The sequence below is a fragment of the Mesorhizobium sp. WSM4976 genome (assembly GCF_029625685.1).
GTDB lineage: Bacteria > Pseudomonadota > Alphaproteobacteria > Rhizobiales > Rhizobiaceae > Mesorhizobium.
Genome location: NZ_JARTVT010000036.1, coordinates 14,568 through 36,322 on the forward strand (window position 1 = coordinate 14,568; position 21,755 = coordinate 36,322).

The window sequence follows — 21,755 nt, forward strand, 5'->3', positions numbered from 1 at the left end:
CGCGCCATGATTTCTCCTTTCCAAACGATCGGTGCCCGGCTCAGAGCCGGTAGGCCCTCTTGGCAAGCGCATAGGCAAGATCGCGCGCCAGCTCATGCGCCTCGTCCTCGCGCAGCCGATGCTCGGCGACCAGCCGCGCCAGGAAGGCGCTGTCGACGCGGCGCGCGACATCGTGGCGCGCCGGAATCGACGGAAAGGCGCGCGTGTCGTCGTTGAAGCCGACCGTGTTGTAGAAGCCTGCCGTCTCGGTAGTCATCTCGCGGAAGCGGCGCATGCCTTCCGGGCTGTCGTGGAACCACCAGGCCGGCCCCAGCTTCAGCGCCGGATAGACACCGGCGAGCGGCGCCAGCTCGCGCGCATAGCTCGACTCGTCGAGCGTGAACAGGATGATCGTGAGGTCGCGCTCCAGCCCGACGCAGTCGAGCAGCGGCTTCAGCGCCGTCACATAGTCGGCGCGCGTCGGGATATCGAAGCCCTTGTCGCGGCCGAATTTCTGGAAAACGGCAGGCGAATGATTGCGCCATGATCCGGGATGGATCTGCATCACCAGGCCGTCGTCGCGGCTCATCTTGGCCATTTCGGTCAGCATCTGCGCCCTGAACAGCCGCCGCTCGCGCTCGTCGTCGGAGCCGCGGCGGATACGGTTGAACAGCTCCTCGGCCGCCGCGTCGGAGAGATTGGCGGTCTCGGCGGTCGGATGGCCATGATCGGACGAGGTGGCGCCGAATTGCTTGAAATAGGCGCGTCGCTGCCGATGCGCATCGAGATAGCCTGTCCATGTGCCGGTATCGCATGCCGTGATGTCGCCGAGGCGATCGAGATTGCCCAGGAATCCTTCGAAATCGGGATCGATCACCGCGTCCGGCCGGTAGGCCGTGACGACGCGGCCGCTCCAGCCGCTGTCGCGGATCATCCTGTGCCATTTGAGATCGTCGAGCGCGCCCTCGGTCGTGGCGATCACCTCGATGTTGAAGCGCTCGAACAGCGCGCGCGGGCGATAGTCGTCGCGCTGCAGCAGCGTGGCGATCGTATCGTAGGTGCGATCGGCGGAAGCCGCGGTGAGCGGTTCCTCGATGCCGAACAGATGCGCGAACACATGGTCGAGCCAGAGCCGGGTCGGCGTGCCACGGAAGAGATAATAATGCTCGGCGAAGCGCCGCCAGATCGTCCGGCCGTCGGTCTCGACCGGCGCGTCATCCAGCGCCGGCACGCCGAGCTCCTCCAGCCGCACGCCCTGGCTGAACAGCATGCGGAAAATGTAATGATCCGGCACGATGAGCAATTGCGCCGGGTCCGGAAACGGCTCGTTGAGCGCATACCAGCGCGGGTCGGTATGACCATGCGGGCTGACGATGGAGAGGTCCTTCACGCCGGCATAAAGAGCGCGGGCCAGTGCCCGCGAATTCGCCTCGGGCGCAAACAGCAGATCGGGATCGGTCAATACGGCCACTTGGCTCCTCCCGGATTGCGCTGGTGCATGATCTCGAACCGAAAGGGTAGGCGAACGCGAAGGGCGGGAGCCGGCTTTCGGAAAAGAACATGCTCCCACAAAGAGTTAGATCGCAATGGCGATTCAACGAAACGTCATCCTGATCTAACGATGGATCTGTCGGAGGCAATGTCAACATACAAAACGGTCGGTTGCATGGCAGCTCTCGAAAGCAACGCGGCCATTGTGTGCGGCGACAGCGAGTGTTAGTTCGCTGCCGTCGTTTCTCGCCCGGCATCGGGCACGCTTCCGATCGGAGACATCGCTTCCCATGAACGGCCGCCTGTCAAACGCCACCATCGCGAAGCTGCCGGCCGAAGTACGGGTGCCTAGCTACGACCGCAATTCTGTTACGCCGGGCATCGTACATCTTGGCGTCGGCGCCTTTCACCGCGCCCATCAGGCGGCCTATGTCGACGCCTGCCTGGCGGATGGCGAGAGCAATTGGGGCATCGTCGGCGTCTCGCTGCGCAGCCCCGACACGCGCGATGCCCTTGAACCGCAGGATGGGCTCTACACGCTGGCGATCAGGGACAGTGCCGGCGAACAGCTGCAGGTGATCGGCTCGATCCAGTCCTTGCTCGTCGCCCCGGAAGATCCGAGCGCGGTGCTCGCCGCGCTGATCGATCCGCGCATCCGCATCGTGACGCTGACCATCACCGAAAAAGCCTATCTCAGGGCAGCCGACGGCACGCTCGACGGCGCGCATCCCGATATTGTCCACGACCTCGCCAACCCCGGATCGCCGAGGACGGCGCATGGGTTTCTCGCCGAGGCTTTGGTGCGCCGCCGAGCCAATGGTACGCCGCCTTTCACGGTGCTCTGCTGCGACAACCTCCCGGCCAACGGCGCCACGCTGCACCGGCTGCTGATCGAATTCGCGAAGCTGCGCGATGCCGATTTGGCGCGCCATGTCGCCGACGATGTCCCCTTCCCGTCTTCCATGGTCGACCGCATCGTGCCGGCGACCACCGATGCCGACCGGGCGCGCATCGCCGACGAGCTCGGCGTCCAGGACGCCTGGCCGGTGATGACCGAGCCCTTCCGGCAATGGGTGATCGAGGACCGTTTCCCGGCCGGCCGGCCGGCCTGGGAGAGATTCGGCGTCACCATGGTCGAGGATGTCGGCCCCTTTGAAGATATGAAGCTGAGGCTGCTCAACGGCGCGCATTCAGGCATAGCCTATCTCGGTCTGCTCACCGACCATGCCACCGTCGACCGCGCCTTCGCCGATCCGTTGATCCGGCAGTTCGTGGATCGGCTTTGGGCCGAGGCCGTTCCGACGCTGCCGCAGGATGCCGGGCTCGACCCCATCCCCTATACCGCCGAACTCGCCGATCGCTTTTCCAACACCGCGCTTGCCCACCGCACCGCGCAGATCGCCAATGACGGCAGCCAGAAGCTGCCGCAACGCATCGTCGCTTCAGCGCTTGCGCGGCTGGAGGCGGGCCTGCTGCCGGAACATCTGTCGCTGGTTGTCGCCGCCTGGATCGCAGCCTGCGCCGCCCGCGGCGGCAGCTTGCCGCAAGGCCATTTCACCGATCCGCTCGATGCCGCCCTGGATGACCTGTTCGGCCGCAATCTGCCGATGGCGGAAACGACGGCAGCCGTGTTCGACCTTGTCGGCTTTGCCAATGGTCACCCGGAGCGCCATCGGTTGATCGAGTTTGTCGCCACGCATCTGGTCCATTTCAAGCAGGGCGGCCCGAAACTGGCCTTTGCCGCGCTCGGCATTGGCAGCGAGCCGCCCAGGCGGGCTGAGTAGCTGCTCGCCCGCCGACCCGCCGGGGATTGCGCCCCAAGCAGCGCGAAACTGTCTTGCAACAACAAACAAGAAAGCGGGGCAAGCCCGTTTTTTCAATCTCGCATTTTCAACAACGATCAGGCCGGCAGCAGCGCGCCTTCCAGCGTGGTGAGTTGGGCGAGGAACTGCTCGGCGCGGCTGCGCGCCACGTCGTCCTTGGCGTCGGCGGCGTCTTCCCTGGCGTCCTGGATACGACGCGCCAGGTCCGCGCGGTCGATGTCGTTCACATGCACGGCCGATTCGGCAAGCAGCGTGCAGCCCGACGGCAGGATGTCGGCGAAACCGCCGAACACGACATAGCGGTCTTCCTTGCCGCCCGCGGCCTTCACCGTGACCACACCGGGCTTGATGGTGGTCATCACCGGCGCATGCTGCGCCATCACCGTCATCTCGCCTTCGGCGCCCGGAATGACGACGGACTCGACCTGCTCGGAAACGAGCAGCCGCTCCGGCGAGACCAGTTCGAACTTGAAAGCTTCAGCCATGCCTGTCTAGCGAGTAGGGAATAGTGAGTAGTCGGTAGTGAAGGACCCAAACGGTCCGCGTCACACCTGCTATTCCCTACTCACTACTCCCTACTCCCTTCGCTTGAATTATGCCGCTTCAGCCGCGAGGCGCTGGGCCTTCTCGACCGCTTCGTCGATGCCGCCGACCATGTAGAAGGCGGCTTCCGGCAGGTGGTCGTAGTCGCCGGCGCAAAGGCCCTTGAAGCCCTTGATGGTATCGGCGAGGTCCACCAGCTTGCCCGGCGAGCCGGTGAACACTTCGGCGACGAAGAACGGCTGCGACAGGAAGCGCTCGATCTTGCGGGCGCGGGCCACCGTCTGCTTGTCCTCTTCCGACAGCTCGTCCATGCCCAGGATGGCGATGATGTCCTGCAGCGACTTGTAGCGCTGCAGGATCGACTGCACCTGGCGGGCGACCTGGTAGTGCTCTTCGCCGACGACCATCGGGTCGAGCATGCGCGAGGTCGAGTCCAGCGGATCGACGGCCGGGTAGATGCCCTTTTCCGAGATAGCGCGGTTGAGCACGGTCGTGGCGTCGAGGTGGGCGAAGGAGGTCGCCGGCGCCGGGTCGGTCAAGTCGTCGGCCGGAACGTAGATGGCCTGCACCGAGGTTATCGAGCCCTTGGTCGTCGTCGTGATGCGCTCCTGCAGCGCGCCCATGTCGGTGGCCAACGTCGGCTGGTAACCCACGGCGGAAGGAATGCGGCCGAGCAGCGCCGACACTTCCGAGCCCGCCTGCGTGAAGCGGAAGATGTTGTCGACGAAGAACAGCACGTCCTGGCCCTGGTCGCGGAAATATTCGGCGACGGTGAGGCCGGTCAGGCCGACGCGGGCGCGTGCGCCCGGCGGCTCGTTCATCTGGCCGTACACAAGTGCTGCCTTCGAACCCTGACCGCCGCCCTTCTTGTTGACGCCCGATTCGATGAACTCGTGATAGAGGTCGTTGCCTTCGCGGGTGCGCTCGCCGACGCCGGCGAACACCGAGAAGCCGCCGTGGGCCTTGGCGACGTTGTTGATCAATTCCTGGATCAGCACGGTCTTGCCGACGCCGGCGCCGCCGAACAGGCCGATCTTGCCGCCGCGGGCGTAGGGCGCGAGCAGGTCCAGAACCTTGATGCCCGTGACCAGGATCTGCGCTTCCGTCGACTGGTCGACATAGGCGGGAGCAGGCTGGTGGATGGCGCGCATTTCGACGGCGTCGACGGGACCAGCCTCGTCAACCGGCTCGCCGATGACGTTGATGATGCGGCCGAGCATGCCCGGGCCGACCGGAACCGAGATCGGGGCGCCGGTGTCAAAGACGTCCTGACCGCGGACCAGGCCTTCGGTCGAGTCCATGGCGATGCAGCGCACGGTGTTCTCGCCGAGATGCTGGGCAACCTCGAGCACCAGGCGGTTGCCGACGTTGTCGGTTTCCAGCGCGTTCAGAATGGCCGGCAGGTGATCCTCGAACTGCACGTCGACGACGGCGCCGATCACCTGGCGGACCTTGCCGGCGGCGCCGACGCGCTTGGCTGCGACGCTGGCGGCGGAAGCCGCGGTCTTGGCGGGAGCGGCCGCCTTCTTCGCCGGAGCGGCGGCCTTCGCGGCTGCTGCCGGGGCCTTCGCCGCCTTTGGGGCCGATGCCTCCTTGGCCGCGGTCTTCGGGGTAGCTGCTTTCGCCATCGTCTTTGCCCTTTTCGTCTATCCGTTGTTCACGCCGCTGCGAGGTCTCGGACCCCGCCCGCGCGCGCCTAGAGCGCCTCGGCGCCCGAAATGATTTCGATCAGTTCCTTGGTGATCTGCGCCTGCCGCTGGCGGTTGTAGGTGATCGACAGTCTGTTGATCATGTCGCCGGCATTGCGCGTCGCGTTGTCCATCGCGCTCATCTTGGCGCCCATCTCGCCTGCCGCGTTTTCCAAAAGCGCCCGGAAGATCTGCACCGCGATGTTGCGCGGGATGAGGTCGGAGAGGATCTCGCCCGGCTCCGGCTCGTATTCGTAGACCGCGGTTGCGCCGTTGCCCGTCGCGGCTGCGGCCGAAGCCTGCGCCGCCGGGATGATCTGCTGCGCCGTCGGGATCTGGCTGATCACCGACTTGAATTGCGAGTAGAACAGCGTGCAGATGTCGAAACCGCCCTCGTTGAAGAGGTGGATGACCTTGCGCGCGATCGCGTCGGCGTTGACGAAGCCGAGCGTCTTGACCTCGCGCAGGTCGATGCGTTCTAGGATCAGCGAGGCGTAGTCGCGGCGCAGGATGTCAAAACCCTTCTTGCCGACGCAGATGATCTTGACCTGCTTGCCGTCGGCCAGAAGCCTGCGGATATGGTCTCGGGCGAGGCGGGCGATCTGCGAGTTGAAGCCGCCGCACAGGCCGCGCTCTGCGGTGCAGACGATGAGCAGATGCACGTCATCCCGGCCGGTGCCCGTCATCAGCGCCGGGGCATCGCCGCCGCCGCCGATCGCCTGGGTGATGTTGGCCAGAACCGCGCCCATGCGCTCGGAATAGGGTCTAGCTGCTTCCGCCGCCTCCTGCGCGCGACGCAGCTTCGCCGCGGCGACCATCTGCATCGCCTTGGTGATCTTCTGCGTCGCCTTGACCGAGGCGATGCGGTTACGAAGGTCTTTTAACGAAGCCATGCTTCAAACCTGATCCCGTGCGTTCGGCTTCGTTCAAGCGAAGGTCTTGGCGAAGGCATCGATTTCCGACTTGAGCTTGGCGCGCAGGTCGTCCGACAGCGCCTTCTCCTTGCGGATGCCGTCGAGCACGTCCTTGCCGGCCGAGCGCATGTGGCTGAGCAGGCCATGCTCGAACTTGCCGACCTGGTTGAGCGGCAGCTTGTCGAGATAGCCGTTGACGCCGGCGAAGATCACCGCGACCTGCTCTTCGGTCTTGAGCGGCGAGAACTGCGGCTGCTTGAGCAGCTCCGTCAGGCGCGAACCGCGGTTCAACAGACGCTGCGTGGCGGCGTCGAGATCCGAGCCGAACTGCGCGAAGGCCGCCATTTCGCGGTACTGCGCGAGCTCGCCCTTGATGGAGCCGGCGACCTGCTTCATCGCCTTGACCTGCGCCGACGAGCCGACGCGCGACACCGACAGGCCGACATTCACCGCCGGGCGGATGCCCTGGAAGAACAGGTTGGTCTCGAGGAAGATCTGGCCGTCGGTGATCGAGATCACGTTGGTCGGGATGTAGGCGGACACGTCGTTGGCCTGCGTCTCGATGATCGGCAGCGCGGTCAGCGAACCGTTGCCGTTGTCGTCGTTGAGCTTGGCGGCGCGCTCGAGCAGGCGCGAATGCAGATAGAAGACGTCGCCCGGATAGGCTTCGCGGCCCGGCGGGCGGCGCAGCAGCAGCGACATCTGGCGGTAGGCGACGGCCTGCTTCGACAAATCGTCGTAGCTGATGAGGGCATGCATGCCGTTGTCGCGGAAATACTCGCCCATGGTGCAGCCGGCGAACGGCGCCAGGAACTGCATCGGCGCCGGATCGGACGCGGTGGCGGCGATGATGATGGAGTAGTCGAGCGCGCCGCGCTCCTCAAGCACCTTGACGAACTGCGCGACGGTCGAACGCTTCTGGCCGACGGCGACGTAGACGCAGTAGAGCTTTTCCTTCTCCGGGCCGTTGTCGTGCACCGACTTCTGGTTCAGCATCGTGTCGAGGATGATGGCGGTCTTGCCGGTCTGGCGGTCGCCGATGACCAGTTCGCGCTGGCCGCGGCCGACCGGGATCAGCGCGTCGATGGCCTTGAGGCCGGTCGACATCGGTTCATGCACCGACTTGCGCGGGATGATGCCGGGCGCCTTGACGTCGACGCGCTTGCGTTCGGCGGCCTTGATCGGGCCCTTGCCGTCGATCGGATTGCCGAGCGCGTCCACCACGCGGCCGAGCAGGCCCGGCCCGACCGGGACGTCGACGATGGCGCCCGTGCGCTTGACGGTGTCGCCCTCCTTGATGTCGCGGTCGTTGCCGAAGATGACCACGCCGACATTGTCGGCTTCGAGGTTCAGCGCCATGCCGCGGATGCCGCCCGGGAACTCGACCATCTCGCCGGCCTGGACATTGTCGAGGCCGTAGACGCGGGCGATGCCGTCACCGACGGACAGAACCTGACCGACTTCGGAGACCTCGGCCTCCTTGCCGAAATTCTTGATCTGGTCTTTCAGAATTGCGGAAATTTCCGCGGCGCGGATGTCCATCAGCCGACCTCTTTCAGTGCAAGCTTGAGCGAATTGAGTTTGGTTTTGAGCGACGTATCGATCTGGCGCGAGCCCATTTTGACGATCAGGCCGCCGAGCAGCGACGGATCGACGGTCATGGCGATGGCCACATCCTTGCCGGCGATGCTCTTCAGCGTCGCCTTGAGTTCAGTCTGCTGCGAGGCCGTCAGCGCATGCGCCGAGGTGACCTCGGCGGAAGCCTCGCCGCGATGGTCGGCGGCGATCTGGCGGAATGCCTTGATCATGCCCGGCACCGCGAACAGGCGGCGGTTCCTGGCGACGACGCGCAGGAAATTGCCGACCAGGCCGGTAATCTGGGCCTTGTCGGCGATGGCTGCGATGGCCTTGGCCTGGTCCTCGCCGGAGAAAACCGGGCTGTTGATCAACCGCTTAAGATCGTCGCTGCCGTTGAGCATTGCCTCAAAGCTGGCGAGGTCGGCTTCGACCTTGGCGACTGAATTGTCCTGCAGAGCAAGCTCGAACAAGGAGCCTGCGTAGCGTTCTGCGACAGCTGAGATTGGCGATGACGATTGGGCCACGGACCGTCTTTTCTCTTGTCTGACAGGCCGCAGATTATTGGCGCGAGCGAAAACTCTGGCTAAATCTTTGACCTTATTACAAATTTCCAAGCACGAAGGCGCGGCTTCCGCTATCCCCGGCCGAAAGTCGATTGCCGTCTAGCACAGGCTTTTTAAGACCGCAATGCATCGTCCGGCATGGTTTTCAGGCACTTTTGTCGCATCAGGCTGCGAAGGCCAAGCTCAGGCGCTGAATTCACGGCACGAAGCCGAAGGCGAAGGCCAGCGGCAGCGCCGCCAACGCCAATTCAACCACGATCGAAACCCAGTTGAAAGGGGTGTTGGCCCCGTCGGACATCATCGACAGGAGCCGGCCGAAGGCGGTGAAGAGCCAGGAGAAACCCAGCGCCATGTAAAGCAGCGGCTGCGCCAGCAGGATGCAGCACAGGCTGACGCCGAGATAGAAGCCCGACATGCGCCCGCGCCCCTCCGCGATCGCCGCCGCTTTCTCCGGCCTGGGCTGCAGGCGCAGCACGCGGAAGCCAAGTCCGGGCGCCAGGAACAGGAAGAGGCCGAGAGCCAGGGTCACGACGGCGCTCGACCAAGCCAGCCATTCGCCCTGGCTTGCGGGCCACGGAAGCGCGAAGTCCATAAATTCCCCCTCATATTTCTTGTTCTGAAACACAAGCATTCTAGCCAGGGAATGGCAGCGCGCCAGAGCATGGCCGGCACATTAGGTATCGCGCATCACGAGAGCGCGAACTCGACTGCGGCCTCGGCATGGATGCGCGTCGTGTCGAAGACCGGAATGTCGAAATCGCCCTGGCCGATCAGCATGGTGATCTCGGTGCAGCCCATGATGACGCTATCGACGCGGTCGGCGCGCCGCATCCGGCCGACCTCATCGAGATAGGCGGATTTCGATTCGGGCCTGACGATGCCCTGGCAGAGCTCGTCATAGATCACCTTGTGCACCATCTCGCGGCCGGCCTGATTCGGCACCACCGGCTCAAGGCCGTGTTTGTCCACGAGACGGCCCCTGTAGAAATCCTGCTCCATGGTGAAACGCGTCGCGAGCAACGCCGGCCGTTTCACGCCTGCCTTGACCACGGCACGCCCCGTCGCGTCGGCAATATGGATGAGCGGGATCGAGACGGCGGCCTGCACCGCATCGGCTAGCTTGTGCATGGTGTTGGTGCAGATCACCAGACCCTCGGCGCCTCCCGCCTCCAGCCTGCGCGCGGCGTCCACGAGAAGCGAGCCGGCGCCGTCCCAGTCGCCCGCATGCTGCCGTTCGGCGATCTCGGCGAAATCGAACGACCACAACAACAGCTTTGCCGAATGCAGCCCGCCGAGCCGCTCGCGCACGATCTCGTTGAGCAGGCGATAATAGATCGCCGTCGATTCCCAGCTCATGCCGCCGATGAGGCCAAGGGTTTTCATTAGCGGCCCTCCGTTGGGACTGTCTCTCTGGCTTATAGGAAGCTCTGCGGGTCGATGTCGACCTGCACGCGCACCGAGCCCCGCAGCTTCGGGCCCTCCGCCAGCATGGCGCGGATGAAGCCTTGCATATCGGCGCGCCGCTCGCCCTGGATCAGCAGGCGGAAGCGGTGCCGTCCGCCGATCAGCGACAGCGGCGCCTCGGCTGGGCCGAGCACGAACAGGTCGGAGGCCGTCGGTGCCGCGCGCCTCAATCCCCGCGCATGGCTTTCGGCCTCGCCCCGTGTCGCGGCGCTCACGATGATGCCGGCGAGCCGGCCGAACGGCGGCAACCCTGCCCGCTCGCGCTCGGCGATCTCGCGCTCGTAAAAGGCTTCCGAATCGCCCGAGACGATCGCCCGCATCACTGGATGGTCCGGCTGGTAGGTCTGCAACAGGCCAAGGCTCTTCTTGCCCGTGCGGCCGGCGCGTCCCGTCACCTGGCTGAGCAACTGGAAAGTGCGCTCGGCGGCGCGCGGATCGCCATTGGCAAGCCCGAGATCGGCATCGACCACGCCGACCAGCGTCATGCCCGGGAAGTTATGTCCCTTTGCTACGAGCTGCGTCCCGATGACGATATCGGCCTCGCCATTGGCGACGGCCTCCAGCTCCAGCCGCAGCCGGCGCACCCCGCCTAGAATATCTGACGACAGCACGATGGTGCGAGCCTGTGGAAAATGCGCCACCACCTCCTCGGCGATGCGCTCGACGCCTGGTCCGCAAGCCACCAGATGGTCGAGCGTCCCGCATTCCGGACAGGCTTCCGGCCGCCGCTCGTTGTGGCCGCAATGGTGGCAGACGAGCTGGCCGCGAAAGCGATGCTCGACCAGCCAGGCCGAGCAGACCGGGCAGCCGAAGCGGTGACCGCAAACGCGGCAGAGCGTCAGCGGCGCATAGCCGCGCCGGTTGAGGAAGAGCAGCGACTGCTCTCGTCTTTCCAGCGTGCGCTGCATCTGCTCCAAGAGCACCGGCGACACGAAACCGCCGCGCGCGGGCGGCGAACGCCGCATGTCGATCGACCTCAAGTCGGGCAGGGCTGCCTCGGCGAAACGCGACGACAGCACGGCCCGGTCGTAGCGGCCCTGCATGGCGTTGACCCGGCTTTCCACAGAGGGCGTAGCCGAGGCAAGAACGACGGGAAAGCCGCCGATATGGCCGCGCACGACGGCCATGTCGCGCGCATTATAGAAGACGCGGTCCTCCTGCTTATAGGCCGGGTCGTGCTCCTCGTCGACGACGATCAGGCCGAGTTCCTTGAACGGCAGGAACAGCGCCGAGCGTGCGCCCGCGACGACGCGCACGCCGCCCTCGGTCACCTGCCGCCAGACGCGTTCGCGCATCCGCGGCGGCAGGTCCGAATGCCACTCCGCCGGCTTGGCGCCGAACCGGTCCTGGAAACGTTCGAGGAAGGCATGCGTCAGCGCGATCTCCGGCAACAGGATCAGCACCTGCTTGCCCTTGTCGAGGGCAGCCGCCACAGCTTCGAAATAGACCTCCGTCTTGCCTGACCCGGTGACGCCGTCGAGCAGGGTGACGTTGAAGGCATCGGCAGCGATTGCCGCGCGCAGCTTGTCCGCCGCGACATTCTGATCCGGCATCAAATCCGGCGCGGCATGGCCGGGATCCGGCGCGGCCACCACCGGCCGCGGTGGGATCATCACCGTCTCGAAAACGCCCTGCGCCCTCAGGCCGTCGATCACGGTCGACGACACGCCCGCCGCATGCGCCAGGCCCGAGCGCGTCCAGGCAAGCCCGCCCTCTGCGGTTTCTAGCACCCGCCGCCGCGCATCGGTCAGCCGGTCGGGTTCGGCAAGCGTGCGCTGCAATCCTTCGATCCAAGGTTCCGGGTCGAATGCTTCGGGAGCTCGGAGTAGCATCCGCGCGACCATGCCCGGGGCAGAGAGCGTGTATTGCGCAATCCAGTCGACGAAGCGGCGCATCTCTCGGTCGATCGGCGGGCAGTCGAACACCTCCTCGATCGGCCGCAACTTCTTGGCATCGACAGCCTCGACCGCGCCATCCCAGACGATGCCGGCCACTTGGCGCGGCCCGAGCGGCACGCGCACGATCGCGCCCGGCACCACACGCATGCCCGGCGGCACGGCATAGGTGTAGGGGCGTTCGGCCGGCATCGGCACCAGCACCGGCGCGGCCGCGACAAAGGGCGAATCTTCGATCATCAGGCGTGACCTTGCCCTGACTTTGGTCTAGATCAAAGAGGACCCTCTCATCCACCTGGCGCCAGCCGGGCGATCCCCAAGGAGACAGCCATGAAGTTTTTCGTCGACACCGCTGACATCAAGGAAATTAAGGAGCTGCACGATCTGGGGCTTCTCGATGGCGTCACCACCAACCCTTCGCTGATCCTGAAATCGGGCGGCAAGATTGCCGAGGTCACCAAGCAGATTTGCGACATCGTCGAGGGTCCGGTCTCGGCCGAAGTCGTGGCGACCGAATACAAGGACATGATGGCCGAAGCGAAGATCCTGGCCAAGATCGCGCCTAACGTCGCCATCAAGGTGCCGCTGACGCTGGACGGCCTGAAAGCCTGCAAGACGATCCGCACCGAGATGAACCGCATGGTCAATGTGACGCTCTGTTTCTCGGCCAACCAGGCGCTGCTCGCCGCCAAGGCCGGCGCATCCTTCATCTCGCCCTTCGTCGGCCGCATCGACGACACAGGCTCGGACGGCATGGAGCTGATCTCGGAAATCCGCACCATCTACGACAATTACGATTTCAAGACCGAGATCCTGACCGCTTCGGTGCGCACGGTGAATCACGTCAAGCAGGCAGCGCTGATCGGCGCCGATATTGTCACCGCGCCACCGGCGACCCTGAAGGCGCTGGTCAACCACCCGCTGACCGACAAGGGCCTCGCCGCCTTCCTCGCCGACTGGGCCAAGACCGGCCAGAAGATCGGCTGAAGCCGGCATCTTGTCCGAGTAGAAAAAGGCCGGGTGACCGGCCTTTTTTCGTAGCAGAGTGTCTATGCCTTGGCGATTGGCCGAAACGCGATCGTCATCCACGGGCGGAGCAAGGGAGCGAAGCGACGCGGCGCAAACCCGAGGATGACCAGGTTCGGAAGGTTTCAGCCAATGCCCGGCGAGGAACTAGGCCTTCCTACCGTGCTTGGCCAGATCCTGGGCAATGGAAAGCCGCAGCAGATCGGCCAACTCGCGCGCAGCGCGGTTCTCGGCGTCGATCTGCGCCCGATAGGCCGCGAATTCCTGGCGCGGCCGGTCGAAGGACGACGGGATCGAGCGCTTGCCGACCGCGATCACCGTGTTGGTCGCGGTGTCTCTCAGCACATAGTTGGCGGTCAGCGTAACCGTACCCGCTGTCGGCTCGTCTTCCTGGGTCTGCACCTGCACGATAGCCGCCGATTCGACCAGCTCGGTGACGCCGAGATCGAGCGTGTAGGCCGGCGAGGCCGGCTCGCCCGAGCCCTGCCCGAAAGCGAAGATCAGATTGTTGCGCACCTGCTGCGCGTAGCGGGTGTTGACGGGCTTGATCGAGATCGAGGCAAGCTCGGCAGATGCGCTGAGCTGCGATCCGGGCGAAAGCGGCTGGCTGGAATAGAGCGGCCGCACCGTGCAGGCCGAGACCAGCGCCACGACGGCGACCAGGCCGCAAATCGCCAAGCGTCCGCGCAGGCGGGGCGCTTCTGACTTCACCGGATCAGGCAACGACATTGACGATCCTCTGCGGGACGATGATCACCTTGCGCGGTGCCTTACCTTCCAGTGCTTTTTGCACGAAGTCGAGGGCCAGCACCGCTTTTTCGACGGCACCTTGATCCGCGTCGCGGGCAATTGTCAAATCCCCGCGCTTCTTGCCGTTGACCTGCACCGGCAGCACGATCTCGTTGTCGACGACCAGCGCGGGATCGTAGACCGGCCAGGGCCGCTCGGCGACCATTTCGATCCCGCCCAGCGCCTCCCAGCATTCCTCCGCCAGATGCGGCATGACCGGGGCGATGATGTGCACCAGGATTTCCACCGCTTCGCGGCAGGCACCCTTCAGCGCCGCGTCGGCCTTGCCCTCGGCAACATCGTTGAGCGGCGTCGCCAGCGCGTTGGCGAGCTCGTAGATGCGGGCGATCGCGCGGTTGAAGCCGAGCTTCTCGATATCCTCGCCGACCGCCTTCAGAATCTTGTGCGCGGCCTTGGATACGGCGCCCGCCTCGCCATCCTTAGCCGCTGCAGGCTTCACGCCTGGCAGAGATTCGGCGGCAATCTGCACCAGACGCCAGATGCGCTGCACGAAGCGGTGCGCGCCGGCGGCGCCATCGTCGGTCCACTCGACATCGCGCTCCGGGGGCGAATCCGACAGCATGAACCAGCGCCCCGTATCGGCGCCATAACCATCGGTGATCTCTTCCGGGCTCACCGTGTTCTTCTTCGACTTCGACATCTTCTCCAGCGCGCCGATCGTCGCCTCCTCGCCGGTGGCGATCTCGAAGGCGAGGCGCTTGCCGCCGACATCCTCGAGCCTGACCTCGCTCGGCGACAGCCAGCGCCCGTTGTTGGACGGGCCGCCGACACGATAGGTCTCGTGCACCACCATGCCTTGCGTGAACAGGCCCTTGAACGGCTCGGCGAGGTTCAGGTGCCCGGTCTCGCGCATGGCGCGGGTGAAGAAGCGCGAATAGAGCAGATGCAGGATCGCGTGCTCGATGCCGCCGATATACTGGTCGACGGCGAGCCATTCGTCGGCCGCTTTCGGCTCGGTTGGCTCATTCGCCCAGGGCGCGGTGAAGCGCGCGAAATACCAGGACGAATCGACGAAGGTGTCCATCGTGTCGGTCTCGCGTCGCGCGTCGCGGCCGCATTGCGGGCATTTCACATGCCGCCAGGTCGGATGACGGTCGAGCGGATTGCCGGGACGATCGAACTCGATGTCGTCGGGCAGCTTCACCGGCAGGTCGGCCTTCGGCACCGGCACCACGCCGCAGGCTTCGCAATGGATCATCGGGATCGGGCAGCCCCAGTAGCGCTGGCGCGAAATGCCCCAGTCGCGCAGGCGGAAATTCACCTTGCGCTCCGCCATCGGGCGGCCGCCGATCGTCTTTGCTTCCAGCAGCTTCGCCACTTCGTTGAAGGCCTTTTCGGGCTTCATGCCGTCGAGGAAGCGCGAGTTGATCATCACGCCGTCGTCGACATAGGCCTCCTCGATGACCTGGAAGGTCTTGGCATCGCCGTCTTCCGGCATCACCACCGGGATCACCGGCAGGCCGTATTTGTTGGCGAAGTCGAGGTCGCGCTGATCGCCCGACGGGCAGCCGAAGATGGCGCCGGTGCCGTATTCCATCAGCACGAAATTGGCGACATAGACCGGCAGCGTCCAATTCTCGTCGAACGAGTGGACAACGCGGATGCCCGTGTCGAAGCCCTTCTTCTCAGCCGTCTCCAGCGCCGCCACCGAGGTGCCCATGTGGCGCACTTCTTCGATGAACTTCGCCAGCTCGACATTGCTTTCCGCAGCCTTCCTGGCCAGCGGGTGATCAGCGGCGACCGCCATGAACGAGGCGCCGAAGATGGTGTCGGGCCGGGTCGTGTAGACTTCCAGTTCGTGCATTTCGCCGACCGGTGTCGCCAGCGGCCAGCGGATCAGCAGCCCTTCCGAGCGGCCGATCCAGTTGTGCTGCATCAGCTTGACCTTCTCCGGCCATTCCTCGAGGAGGTTGAGCGAGTCGAGCAGGTCCTGCGCGAAATCGGTGATCTTGAAGAACCACTGCGTCAGCTCGCGCTGCTCGACGAGCGCGCCAGAACGCCAGCCGCGGCCGTCGATCACCTGCTCGTTGGCGAGCACGGTCATGTCCTCCGGATCCCAGTTGACCTTGGAGGATTTGCGCGTCACCAGCCCTTTCTCGACAAAGTCGAGGAACAGCATCTGCTGGCGGTGGTAATAGTCGACGTCGCAGGTCGCGAACTCGCGCGCCCAGTCGAGCGACAGGCCCATCATCTTGAGCTGCTCGCGCATGACCGCGATGTTCTCGTAGGTCCAGTCCTTGGGGTGGACCTTGTTCTGCATGGCGGCGTTCTCAGCCGGCATGCCGAATGCGTCCCAGCCCATCGGATGCAGCACGTTGAAGCCCTTCGCGCGCTTGTAGCGCGCCACCACGTCACCCATCGTGTAGTTGCGGGTGTGGCCGATATGGATCTTGCCCGACGGATAGGGGAACATCTCGAGCACGTAGTATTTCGGCTTCGGATCGTCGTTGCGAGCCTCGAACAGCTTCTTTTCGGCCCAGGCCTTCTGCCATTTGGGCTCTGACGTGCGCGGATTGTAACGTTCGGTTGCCATCGGATGTTTTTCACTTAAAAGCAGGCGCAAGGCGCCGGACATGGCCGGCGGCCGGGAAATGTTGTCGCGGTGTTCACCATGGATTGCCGGACCCGTCAACTGTGGCGAGCCGGCGTAGCCGCGAAAACTATAGGCAGGATAGTGGCATGACGAACGCCGTAGAGCAGCTTCACGCGCTCAAGGCGAAGATCGCAAGCGCCGAGCGCGAGGCAAGGCGTGGCCCTGGTGCCGTAACGCTGGTGGCGGTGTCGAAGACCTTCGCGGCAGAGCATATCCGCCCGGTCATCGAAGCGGGCCAGCGCGTCTTTGGCGAGAACCGCGTGCAGGAAGCCCAAGGCAAATGGCCGGCGCTGAGGGAGGCATTTGCCGATCTGGAGCTGCATCTGATCGGTCCGCTGCAGTCCAACAAGGCGAAGGAAGCCGTCGCTCTGTTCGATGTCATCGAGACCGTCGACCGCGAGAAGATCGCCGCCGAGCTTTCGAAGGAAATGACCAGGCAAGGCCGGGCGCCAAAACTCTATGTGCAGGTCAACACCGGTTCCGAGCCGCAAAAGGCCGGCATCGAGCCGCGCGAGGCGGTCGCCTTCGTCAAGCGCTGTCGCGAGGTGCACGGCCTTGCCATCGAAGGGCTGATGTGCATCCCGCCGGCGGATGAAAACCCCGGACCGCATTTCGCGCTCCTCGAACAGCTTGCCCGCGAAGCCGGCGTTGCAAAACTGTCGATGGGCATGTCAGGCGACTACGAGACCGCGATCGCTTTTGGCGCCACCAGCGTCAGGGTGGGCTCAGCGATCTTCGGCAGTCGGTGAGCGGCCCGATACGCTCGTAACGATCTCGTTACCGACCGGCCAATCGAACGATACCCCTGGCACAGGCGCTTGAAACGAAACGGCCCGTTCCTATTTGCCTGTTGTCATTCAATCCTTTCTCGGGAATCCCACCATGCGATATAACCAGCTTGGCAATACCGGCCTTTTCGTTTCCGAACTCTGCCTCGGCACCATGACCTTCGGCGCAGCCGGCGAGAATGCCCAATGGGGGCTGATCGCCAGCCTCGACCAGAAGGGCGTCAACGAGATCGTCGCCCGCTCGATCGGCGCCGGCGTCAATTTCTTCGACACGGCGGATGTCTATTCCTTCGGCCAGTCCGAGCAGTTGCTGGGACAGGCGCTCAAGGACCTCGGCATCAAGCGTTCGGACGTCATCATCGCCACCAAGGTGCACGGCGCCATGGGCAACGGCCCGAACGAGCGCGGCTCCTCGCGCGGCCACATCATGGATTCGGTCGACGGCAGCCTGGAGCGGTTGCAGACCGACCATATCGATCTCTACCAGTTGCACGGCACCGACACGGTGACACCGATCGACGAGACGCTGCGGGCCTTCGACGATCTCGTCGCCAGCGGCAAGGTGCGGTATGTCGGCGTCTCGAACTGGCAGGCCTGGCGCATCGCCAAGGCACTGGGCATTGCCGAGCGTAAGGGCTTTGCCCGCTTCGAGACCATCCAGTCCTACTACTCGATCGCCGGCCGCGATCTCGAGCGCGAGATCGTGCCTTTGACAAACGAGGAGAAGCTCGGCCTGATGGTCTGGTCGCCGATGGCCGGCGGGCTGCTCTCCGGCAAATACGGCCCCGGCGCTCCTGGCAATGGCGAGGGCCGCCGCGCCTCCTTCAACTTCCCGCCGGTCAACGAGGACCGCGCCTGGGCGGCGGTCGCCGTCATGCGGGAGGTGGCGAAGAAGCACGACGTCAGTGTCGCGACCGTGGCGCTGGGCTATGTGTTGGCAAAACCTTTCGTGATGAGCGTCATCATTGGCGCCAGCCGCATGGACCAGCTCGAGCAGAACCTCGCCGCGACCGGCTTGAAGCTCGATGCCGACGACCTCGCCAAGCTCGACGAGGTGAGCGCCCTGCCTCCGGAATATCCTGGCTGGATGCTTGAGCGGCAGAGTGCCGGCCGGCGTCCGGCGCCTTTCGTGCCGAAGGCGTGACGTCTTTGAGATAAGCTAACCTTCAGGAGCCGCGGGTCCAAGGACATGCGGCTTTTCCTTCTCAGAGGCGCACCGTCTCCGCGAGAAAGTCGAGAAATGCCCGCACCCGGGCCGGCAGATGCTTGCCTTGGCCGACATAGACGGCGTGCGTGGGCTCCACGTCGCCCGGATTGAACTCTTCCAGCAACGGCACCAACAATCCGGCGGCGATGTCGGGCTCGACATGCCAGCGCGCCAGTCTTGCGATGCCCGCTCCGGCCAATGTCGTCAGCCGCATCGCCTCACCGTCGCTCATCGTCGAATTGCCGACGATCGGAACCACGACCGGCATGCCTTTGGCATCCACGAACGGCATGCCGTCGATATGCCGCACGAAGCCGAACGCCAGCAGATTGTGGCGGGCCAATTCGGCCGGCGTCCGCGGCGTGCCGCGCGCTTCGAGATAGGCGGGGGCCGCGACCACCACCATCCGGCTCTGGCCGAGCTTGCGCGCCACCAGGCGTGACTCGCTGAGCGGTCCGGCGCGTATGGCGACATCGGCCCGCTCCTGCAACAGGTTGATGACATTGTCGGTCAGCACCGCTTCGACCGAGATTTCGGGATATCGCTCCAGGAAACGCGGCAGCAATTCCATCAGCCGGTGCTGGCCGAAGGGCACATAGGAGTTGACCCTGAGCCTGCCGCGCGGCTGGGCGCCCGCTGCCGCTTCGCGTTCCGCCGCATCGAGATCGGCAAGGATACGCAAGCTGCTATCGTAAAAGCTGGTTCCCTCGGGCGTCAGTTGCAGCTTGCGTGTCGAGCGGCTGACCAGCCGCCCGCCGAGCCGTGCCTCCAGCCGCGCGATCAGCTTGCTCACGGCCGAGGGCGTCATGCGCAACGCCCGCGCTGCCGCCGAGAAGCTACCTGCCTCGACGACGCGGACGAACACTTCGATCTCGCCGGAGCGGTTGATGTCGGGCCTCGCCATTCGTGAATCTATTTCACAGAAAATATGCCTGGTGCAAGGCTGGTTCACAGCTCGAGGCATCACGATCTTCCGGTCGATGCATGATCCCGAAAAGTGGGAACCGGTTTTCGGAAAAGATCATGCTCCAACAAACAGGGGGCGCGGGACTTGAGCGTCCTTCAGCACCGAACGGATCCTGCCATGCCTCTTGCTCTCTATGCCCTCACCGCCGGCGCCTTCGGCATCGGTGTCACCGAATTCGTCATCATGGGCCTGCTGCTCGATGTCAGCGCCGATCTCGGCGTCTCGATCTCGGCAGCCGGCCTGCTCATTTCCGGCTACGCGCTGGGTGTCGTCGTCGGCGCGCCGCTGCTTGGAGCCTTGACCGGCCGCCTGCCGCGCAAGACCTTGCTGCTTGCGCTGATGGTGGTCTTCACCGTCGGCAACCTCGCCTGTGCGCTGGCGCCTGACTACTGGACGCTTATGGCGGCGCGTGTGCTGACCGCCTTCGCCCACGCCTCCTTCTTCGGCGTCGGTTCCGTCGTCGCCACCAGCTTGGTCGCGCCCAACCGGAAGGCCTCGGCCATCGCGTTGATGTTCACCGGCCTCACCGTCGCCAACATCCTCGGCGTGCCCTTCGGCACCTGGCTCGGCCAGGCCTATGGCTGGCGTTCGACCTTCCTCGCCGTCACGCTGGTCGGCGTCGTTGCCTTTGCGGTGATCGCACTGCTGGTGCCGCGCGACGAACCGGCAGCAGCGGACGAAGAGGAAAGCTCCGAAGGCACGCTCGCAGTGCTCGGCCGCCGGCCGGTGCTGCTCGGCCTTCTCACCACCGTGCTGAGCTGGGTCGGCGTCTTCGCCGCCTTCACCTATCTGGCGCCGATCCTCACTCGCGTCACTGGCTTTTCCGAGGCAGCCGTCTCGCCGATCCTACTCGTCTTCGGCGGCGGCCTGGTAGCGGGCAACCTGCTTGGCGGACGCCTCGCCGACCGCCACCTGGTGCCGACCGTCGTCGGCACGCTGGTCGCGCTGTCGGGGGTGCTGTTCGTCATGACCGCGGCGATCCATCAGCCGATCACAGCGATCATTGCCGTGGGCCTGCTGGGTGCTGCCGCCTTCGCCACTGTCGCGCCGCTGCAGATGTGGGTGCTGGAGAAGGCCAAGGGCGCCGGCCAGGGCCTGGCCTCCTCCTTCAACATCGCCGCCTTCAATCTAGGCAACGCCATCGGCGCCTGGCTCGGCGGCTTCGTCATCGACCACGGCCCCGGCCTCGGCGCCGTCCCCCTCGTCGCCGGCCTGGTGCCGATCGCCGCGCTGGGCGCGGTGTTCGCCGCGATGCGCCTCGAACATGGCAGCGCGATCGGCAAGCCGGTCACGGCGCAGTGTTGAGCGCTGACCCCTTCGACATCCAATCAGGAGAAAGAAAATGGATTATCGACCTCTCGGCGCTTCCGGCCTGAAAGTGCCGACTCTTTCCTTCGGCGCCGGAACTTTTGGCGGCTCCGGCCCGCTGTTCGGCCATTGGGGCAACAGTGACGCGCAGGAAGCGCGCCGCTTGGTCGATATCTGCCTGGAGGCTGGCGTCAACCTGTTCGACACGGCCGATGTCTATTCGAACGGCGCCTCGGAGGAGGTGCTTGGCCAGGCGATCAAGGGCCGCCGCGACGCTGTGCTGATCTCGACCAAGACTTCGCTGCCGATGGGCGACGGTCCGGCCGACTGGGGCTCGTCGCGCTCGCGCTTGATCCGCTCCGTCGACGCGGCGCTGAAGCGTCTCGGCACCGACTATATCGACCTTTTGCAGCTCCATGCCTTCGACGCCTCGACACCGATCGAGGAAGTGCTGTCGGCGCTGGACGACCTCGTGCGCTCCGGCAGGCTGCGCTATGTCGGCATCTCCAACTTTTCCGGCTGGCAGGTGATGAAGTCGCTCGGCCTGGCCGACAAACACGGCTACCCGCGTTACGTCGCGCATCAGGTCTATTACTCGCTGGTCGGCCGCGACTATGAGTGGGAGCTGATGCCGCTCGGCCTAGACCAGGGCGTCGGCGCCCTGGTGTGGAGCCCGCTCGGCTGGGGCCGGCTGACCGGCAAGATCCGCCGCGGCCAGCCCTTGCCGGAAAAGAGCCGGCTGCACGGCACCGCCGATTTCGGCCCCCCCGTCGAGGGCGAGCTTCTCTTCAAGGTGGTCGAGGCGCTGGAAGCGGTCGCGGCCGAGACCGGCAAGACCGTGCCGCAGGTCGCCATCAACTGGCTCCTGCAGCGGCCGACCGTGTCGTCGGTGATCATCGGCGCGCGCAACGAAGAGCAGCTCCGCCAGAACCTCGGCGCCGTCGGCTGGACATTGACGCCGGAGCAGATCAAGGCGCTGGACGAAGCGAGCGCGGTGACTGCGCCCTACCCGTACTTTCCCTATCGCCGCCAGGAGGGCTTCGCCCGGCTGAACCCACCGGCGGTGTGAGTGCCGGCGTTGAAGCTGCCAATCTTCCCCCCTTGCGGGGGAGATCAGC

18 protein-coding genes are annotated in these 21,755 nt (G+C 65.1%); 6 read left to right on the forward strand and 12 right to left on the reverse strand.

Features of this window, described 5'->3' with window-relative positions:
* Positions 1–40: 40 nt before the first annotated feature.
* On the reverse strand, positions 41–1,450 hold the full coding sequence (gene uxaC / locus P9272_RS31480; protein ID WP_278163922.1) for a glucuronate isomerase: 1,410 nt from the start codon (positions 1,448–1,450) through the stop codon (positions 41–43).
* Between the two features lie 310 nt (positions 1,451–1,760).
* On the opposite strand from uxaC, the gene P9272_RS31485 reads away from it, so the two are divergent.
* The gene (locus P9272_RS31485) at positions 1,761–3,254 is read left to right on the forward strand and encodes a mannitol dehydrogenase family protein (RefSeq protein ID WP_278163924.1); all 1,494 of its coding nucleotides are present in this window, start codon (positions 1,761–1,763) and stop codon (positions 3,252–3,254) included.
* Positions 3,255–3,370: 116 nt separating this feature from the next.
* Here the strand turns inward: P9272_RS31485 and P9272_RS31490 are convergent, their stop codons facing one another.
* The 8 genes from P9272_RS31490 to P9272_RS31525 form a co-directional block, all read right to left on the reverse strand.
* Positions 3,371–3,778, reverse strand: coding sequence for a F0F1 ATP synthase subunit epsilon (locus P9272_RS31490; protein ID WP_127305378.1), 408 nt, complete (start codon positions 3,776–3,778; stop codon positions 3,371–3,373).
* Positions 3,779–3,886: 108 nt separating this feature from the next.
* The gene (gene atpD, locus P9272_RS31495) at positions 3,887–5,464 is read right to left on the reverse strand and encodes a F0F1 ATP synthase subunit beta (RefSeq protein ID WP_278163928.1); all 1,578 of its coding nucleotides are present in this window, start codon (positions 5,462–5,464) and stop codon (positions 3,887–3,889) included.
* A gap of 68 nt (positions 5,465–5,532) precedes the next feature.
* Positions 5,533–6,417: a F0F1 ATP synthase subunit gamma gene (locus P9272_RS31500; RefSeq protein WP_278163930.1), complete on the reverse strand. Its 885-nt coding sequence runs from the start codon at positions 6,415–6,417 to the stop codon at positions 5,533–5,535.
* A gap of 33 nt (positions 6,418–6,450) precedes the next feature.
* Positions 6,451–7,980, reverse strand: coding sequence for a F0F1 ATP synthase subunit alpha (gene atpA / locus P9272_RS31505; protein WP_128259529.1), 1,530 nt, complete (start codon positions 7,978–7,980; stop codon positions 6,451–6,453).
* Entirely contained in the window at positions 7,980–8,540 is a 561-nt protein-coding gene (locus P9272_RS31510) for a F0F1 ATP synthase subunit delta (RefSeq protein ID WP_128259530.1), read from the reverse strand. The genes atpA and P9272_RS31510 overlap by 1 nt, the downstream gene beginning before the upstream one ends.
* Before the next feature lie 235 nt (positions 8,541–8,775).
* A complete protein-coding gene (locus P9272_RS31515) occupies positions 8,776–9,171 on the reverse strand; it encodes a DUF4345 family protein (protein ID WP_278163934.1) in 396 nt (131 codons plus the stop codon).
* Between the two features lie 95 nt (positions 9,172–9,266).
* Complete coding sequence (locus P9272_RS31520) at positions 9,267–9,962, reverse strand: aspartate/glutamate racemase family protein (protein WP_278163936.1); 696 nt, start codon at positions 9,960–9,962, stop codon at positions 9,267–9,269.
* Positions 9,963–9,994: 32 nt separating this feature from the next.
* A complete protein-coding gene (locus P9272_RS31525; RefSeq protein WP_278163938.1) occupies positions 9,995–12,178 on the reverse strand; it encodes a primosomal protein N' in 2,184 nt (727 codons plus the stop codon).
* Between the two features lie 90 nt (positions 12,179–12,268).
* On the opposite strand from P9272_RS31525, the gene fsa reads away from it, so the two are divergent.
* Positions 12,269–12,925, forward strand: coding sequence for a fructose-6-phosphate aldolase (gene fsa, locus P9272_RS31530; RefSeq protein ID WP_128259534.1), 657 nt, complete (start codon positions 12,269–12,271; stop codon positions 12,923–12,925).
* A 186-nt stretch (positions 12,926–13,111) separates the two neighbouring features.
* On the opposite strand, the gene lptE is transcribed toward fsa, so the two are convergent.
* Complete coding sequence (gene lptE / locus P9272_RS31535) at positions 13,112–13,693, reverse strand: LPS assembly lipoprotein LptE (RefSeq protein WP_128259535.1); 582 nt, start codon at positions 13,691–13,693, stop codon at positions 13,112–13,114.
* A complete protein-coding gene (gene leuS / locus P9272_RS31540; RefSeq protein ID WP_278163941.1) occupies positions 13,680–16,307 on the reverse strand; it encodes a leucine--tRNA ligase in 2,628 nt (875 codons plus the stop codon). The genes lptE and leuS overlap by 14 nt, the downstream gene beginning before the upstream one ends.
* 146 nt (positions 16,308–16,453) lie before the next feature.
* Between leuS and P9272_RS31545 the strand changes: the two genes are divergently transcribed.
* On the forward strand, positions 16,454–17,116 hold the full coding sequence (locus P9272_RS31545) for a YggS family pyridoxal phosphate-dependent enzyme (protein ID WP_278163943.1): 663 nt from the start codon (positions 16,454–16,456) through the stop codon (positions 17,114–17,116).
* A gap of 133 nt (positions 17,117–17,249) precedes the next feature.
* Complete coding sequence (locus tag P9272_RS31550) at positions 17,250–18,299, forward strand: aldo/keto reductase (RefSeq protein ID WP_278163946.1); 1,050 nt, start codon at positions 17,250–17,252, stop codon at positions 18,297–18,299.
* A gap of 61 nt (positions 18,300–18,360) precedes the next feature.
* Here the strand turns inward: P9272_RS31550 and P9272_RS31555 are convergent, their stop codons facing one another.
* A complete protein-coding gene (locus P9272_RS31555; RefSeq protein ID WP_278163948.1) occupies positions 18,361–19,266 on the reverse strand; it encodes a LysR family transcriptional regulator in 906 nt (301 codons plus the stop codon).
* A 180-nt stretch (positions 19,267–19,446) separates the two neighbouring features.
* Here P9272_RS31555 and P9272_RS31560 point away from each other — a divergent pair, with 180 nt between their 5' ends.
* Together P9272_RS31560 and P9272_RS31565 are read left to right on the forward strand one after the other, a co-directional pair.
* The gene (locus P9272_RS31560) at positions 19,447–20,634 is read left to right on the forward strand and encodes an MFS transporter (protein ID WP_278163949.1); all 1,188 of its coding nucleotides are present in this window, start codon (positions 19,447–19,449) and stop codon (positions 20,632–20,634) included.
* Between the two features lie 37 nt (positions 20,635–20,671).
* Entirely contained in the window at positions 20,672–21,706 is a 1,035-nt protein-coding gene (locus P9272_RS31565) for an aldo/keto reductase (RefSeq protein ID WP_278163950.1), read from the forward strand.
* Positions 21,707–21,755 lie beyond the last annotated feature (49 nt).

Excerpts from the sequence above, each read along its gene's own strand:
- P9272_RS31485 (WP_278163924.1), top strand. The coding sequence starts at position 1,761 with ATGAACGGCCGCCTGTCAAACGCCACCATCGCGAAGCTGCCGGCCGAA.
- P9272_RS31490 (WP_127305378.1), bottom strand. The coding sequence starts at position 3,778 with ATGGCTGAAGCTTTCAAGTTCGAACTGGTCTCGCCGGAGCGGCTGCTC.
- atpD (WP_278163928.1), bottom strand. The coding sequence starts at position 5,464 with ATGGCGAAAGCAGCTACCCCGAAGACCGCGGCCAAGGAGGCATCGGCC.
- P9272_RS31500 (WP_278163930.1), bottom strand. The coding sequence starts at position 6,417 with ATGGCTTCGTTAAAAGACCTTCGTAACCGCATCGCCTCGGTCAAGGCG.
- atpA (WP_128259529.1), bottom strand. The coding sequence starts at position 7,980 with ATGGACATCCGCGCCGCGGAAATTTCCGCAATTCTGAAAGACCAGATC.
- P9272_RS31515 (WP_278163934.1), bottom strand. The coding sequence starts at position 9,171 with ATGGACTTCGCGCTTCCGTGGCCCGCAAGCCAGGGCGAATGGCTGGCT.
- P9272_RS31520 (WP_278163936.1), bottom strand. The coding sequence starts at position 9,962 with ATGAAAACCCTTGGCCTCATCGGCGGCATGAGCTGGGAATCGACGGCG.
- P9272_RS31525 (WP_278163938.1), bottom strand. The coding sequence starts at position 12,178 with ATGATCGAAGATTCGCCCTTTGTCGCGGCCGCGCCGGTGCTGGTGCCG.
- fsa (WP_128259534.1), top strand. The coding sequence starts at position 12,269 with ATGAAGTTTTTCGTCGACACCGCTGACATCAAGGAAATTAAGGAGCTG.
- lptE (WP_128259535.1), bottom strand. The coding sequence starts at position 13,693 with ATGTCGTTGCCTGATCCGGTGAAGTCAGAAGCGCCCCGCCTGCGCGGA.
- leuS (WP_278163941.1), bottom strand. The coding sequence starts at position 16,307 with ATGGCAACCGAACGTTACAATCCGCGCACGTCAGAGCCCAAATGGCAG.
- P9272_RS31545 (WP_278163943.1), top strand. The coding sequence starts at position 16,454 with ATGACGAACGCCGTAGAGCAGCTTCACGCGCTCAAGGCGAAGATCGCA.
- P9272_RS31550 (WP_278163946.1), top strand. The coding sequence starts at position 17,250 with ATGCGATATAACCAGCTTGGCAATACCGGCCTTTTCGTTTCCGAACTC.
- P9272_RS31555 (WP_278163948.1), bottom strand. The coding sequence starts at position 19,266 with ATGGCGAGGCCCGACATCAACCGCTCCGGCGAGATCGAAGTGTTCGTC.
- P9272_RS31560 (WP_278163949.1), top strand. The coding sequence starts at position 19,447 with ATGCCTCTTGCTCTCTATGCCCTCACCGCCGGCGCCTTCGGCATCGGT.
- P9272_RS31565 (WP_278163950.1), top strand. The coding sequence starts at position 20,672 with ATGGATTATCGACCTCTCGGCGCTTCCGGCCTGAAAGTGCCGACTCTT.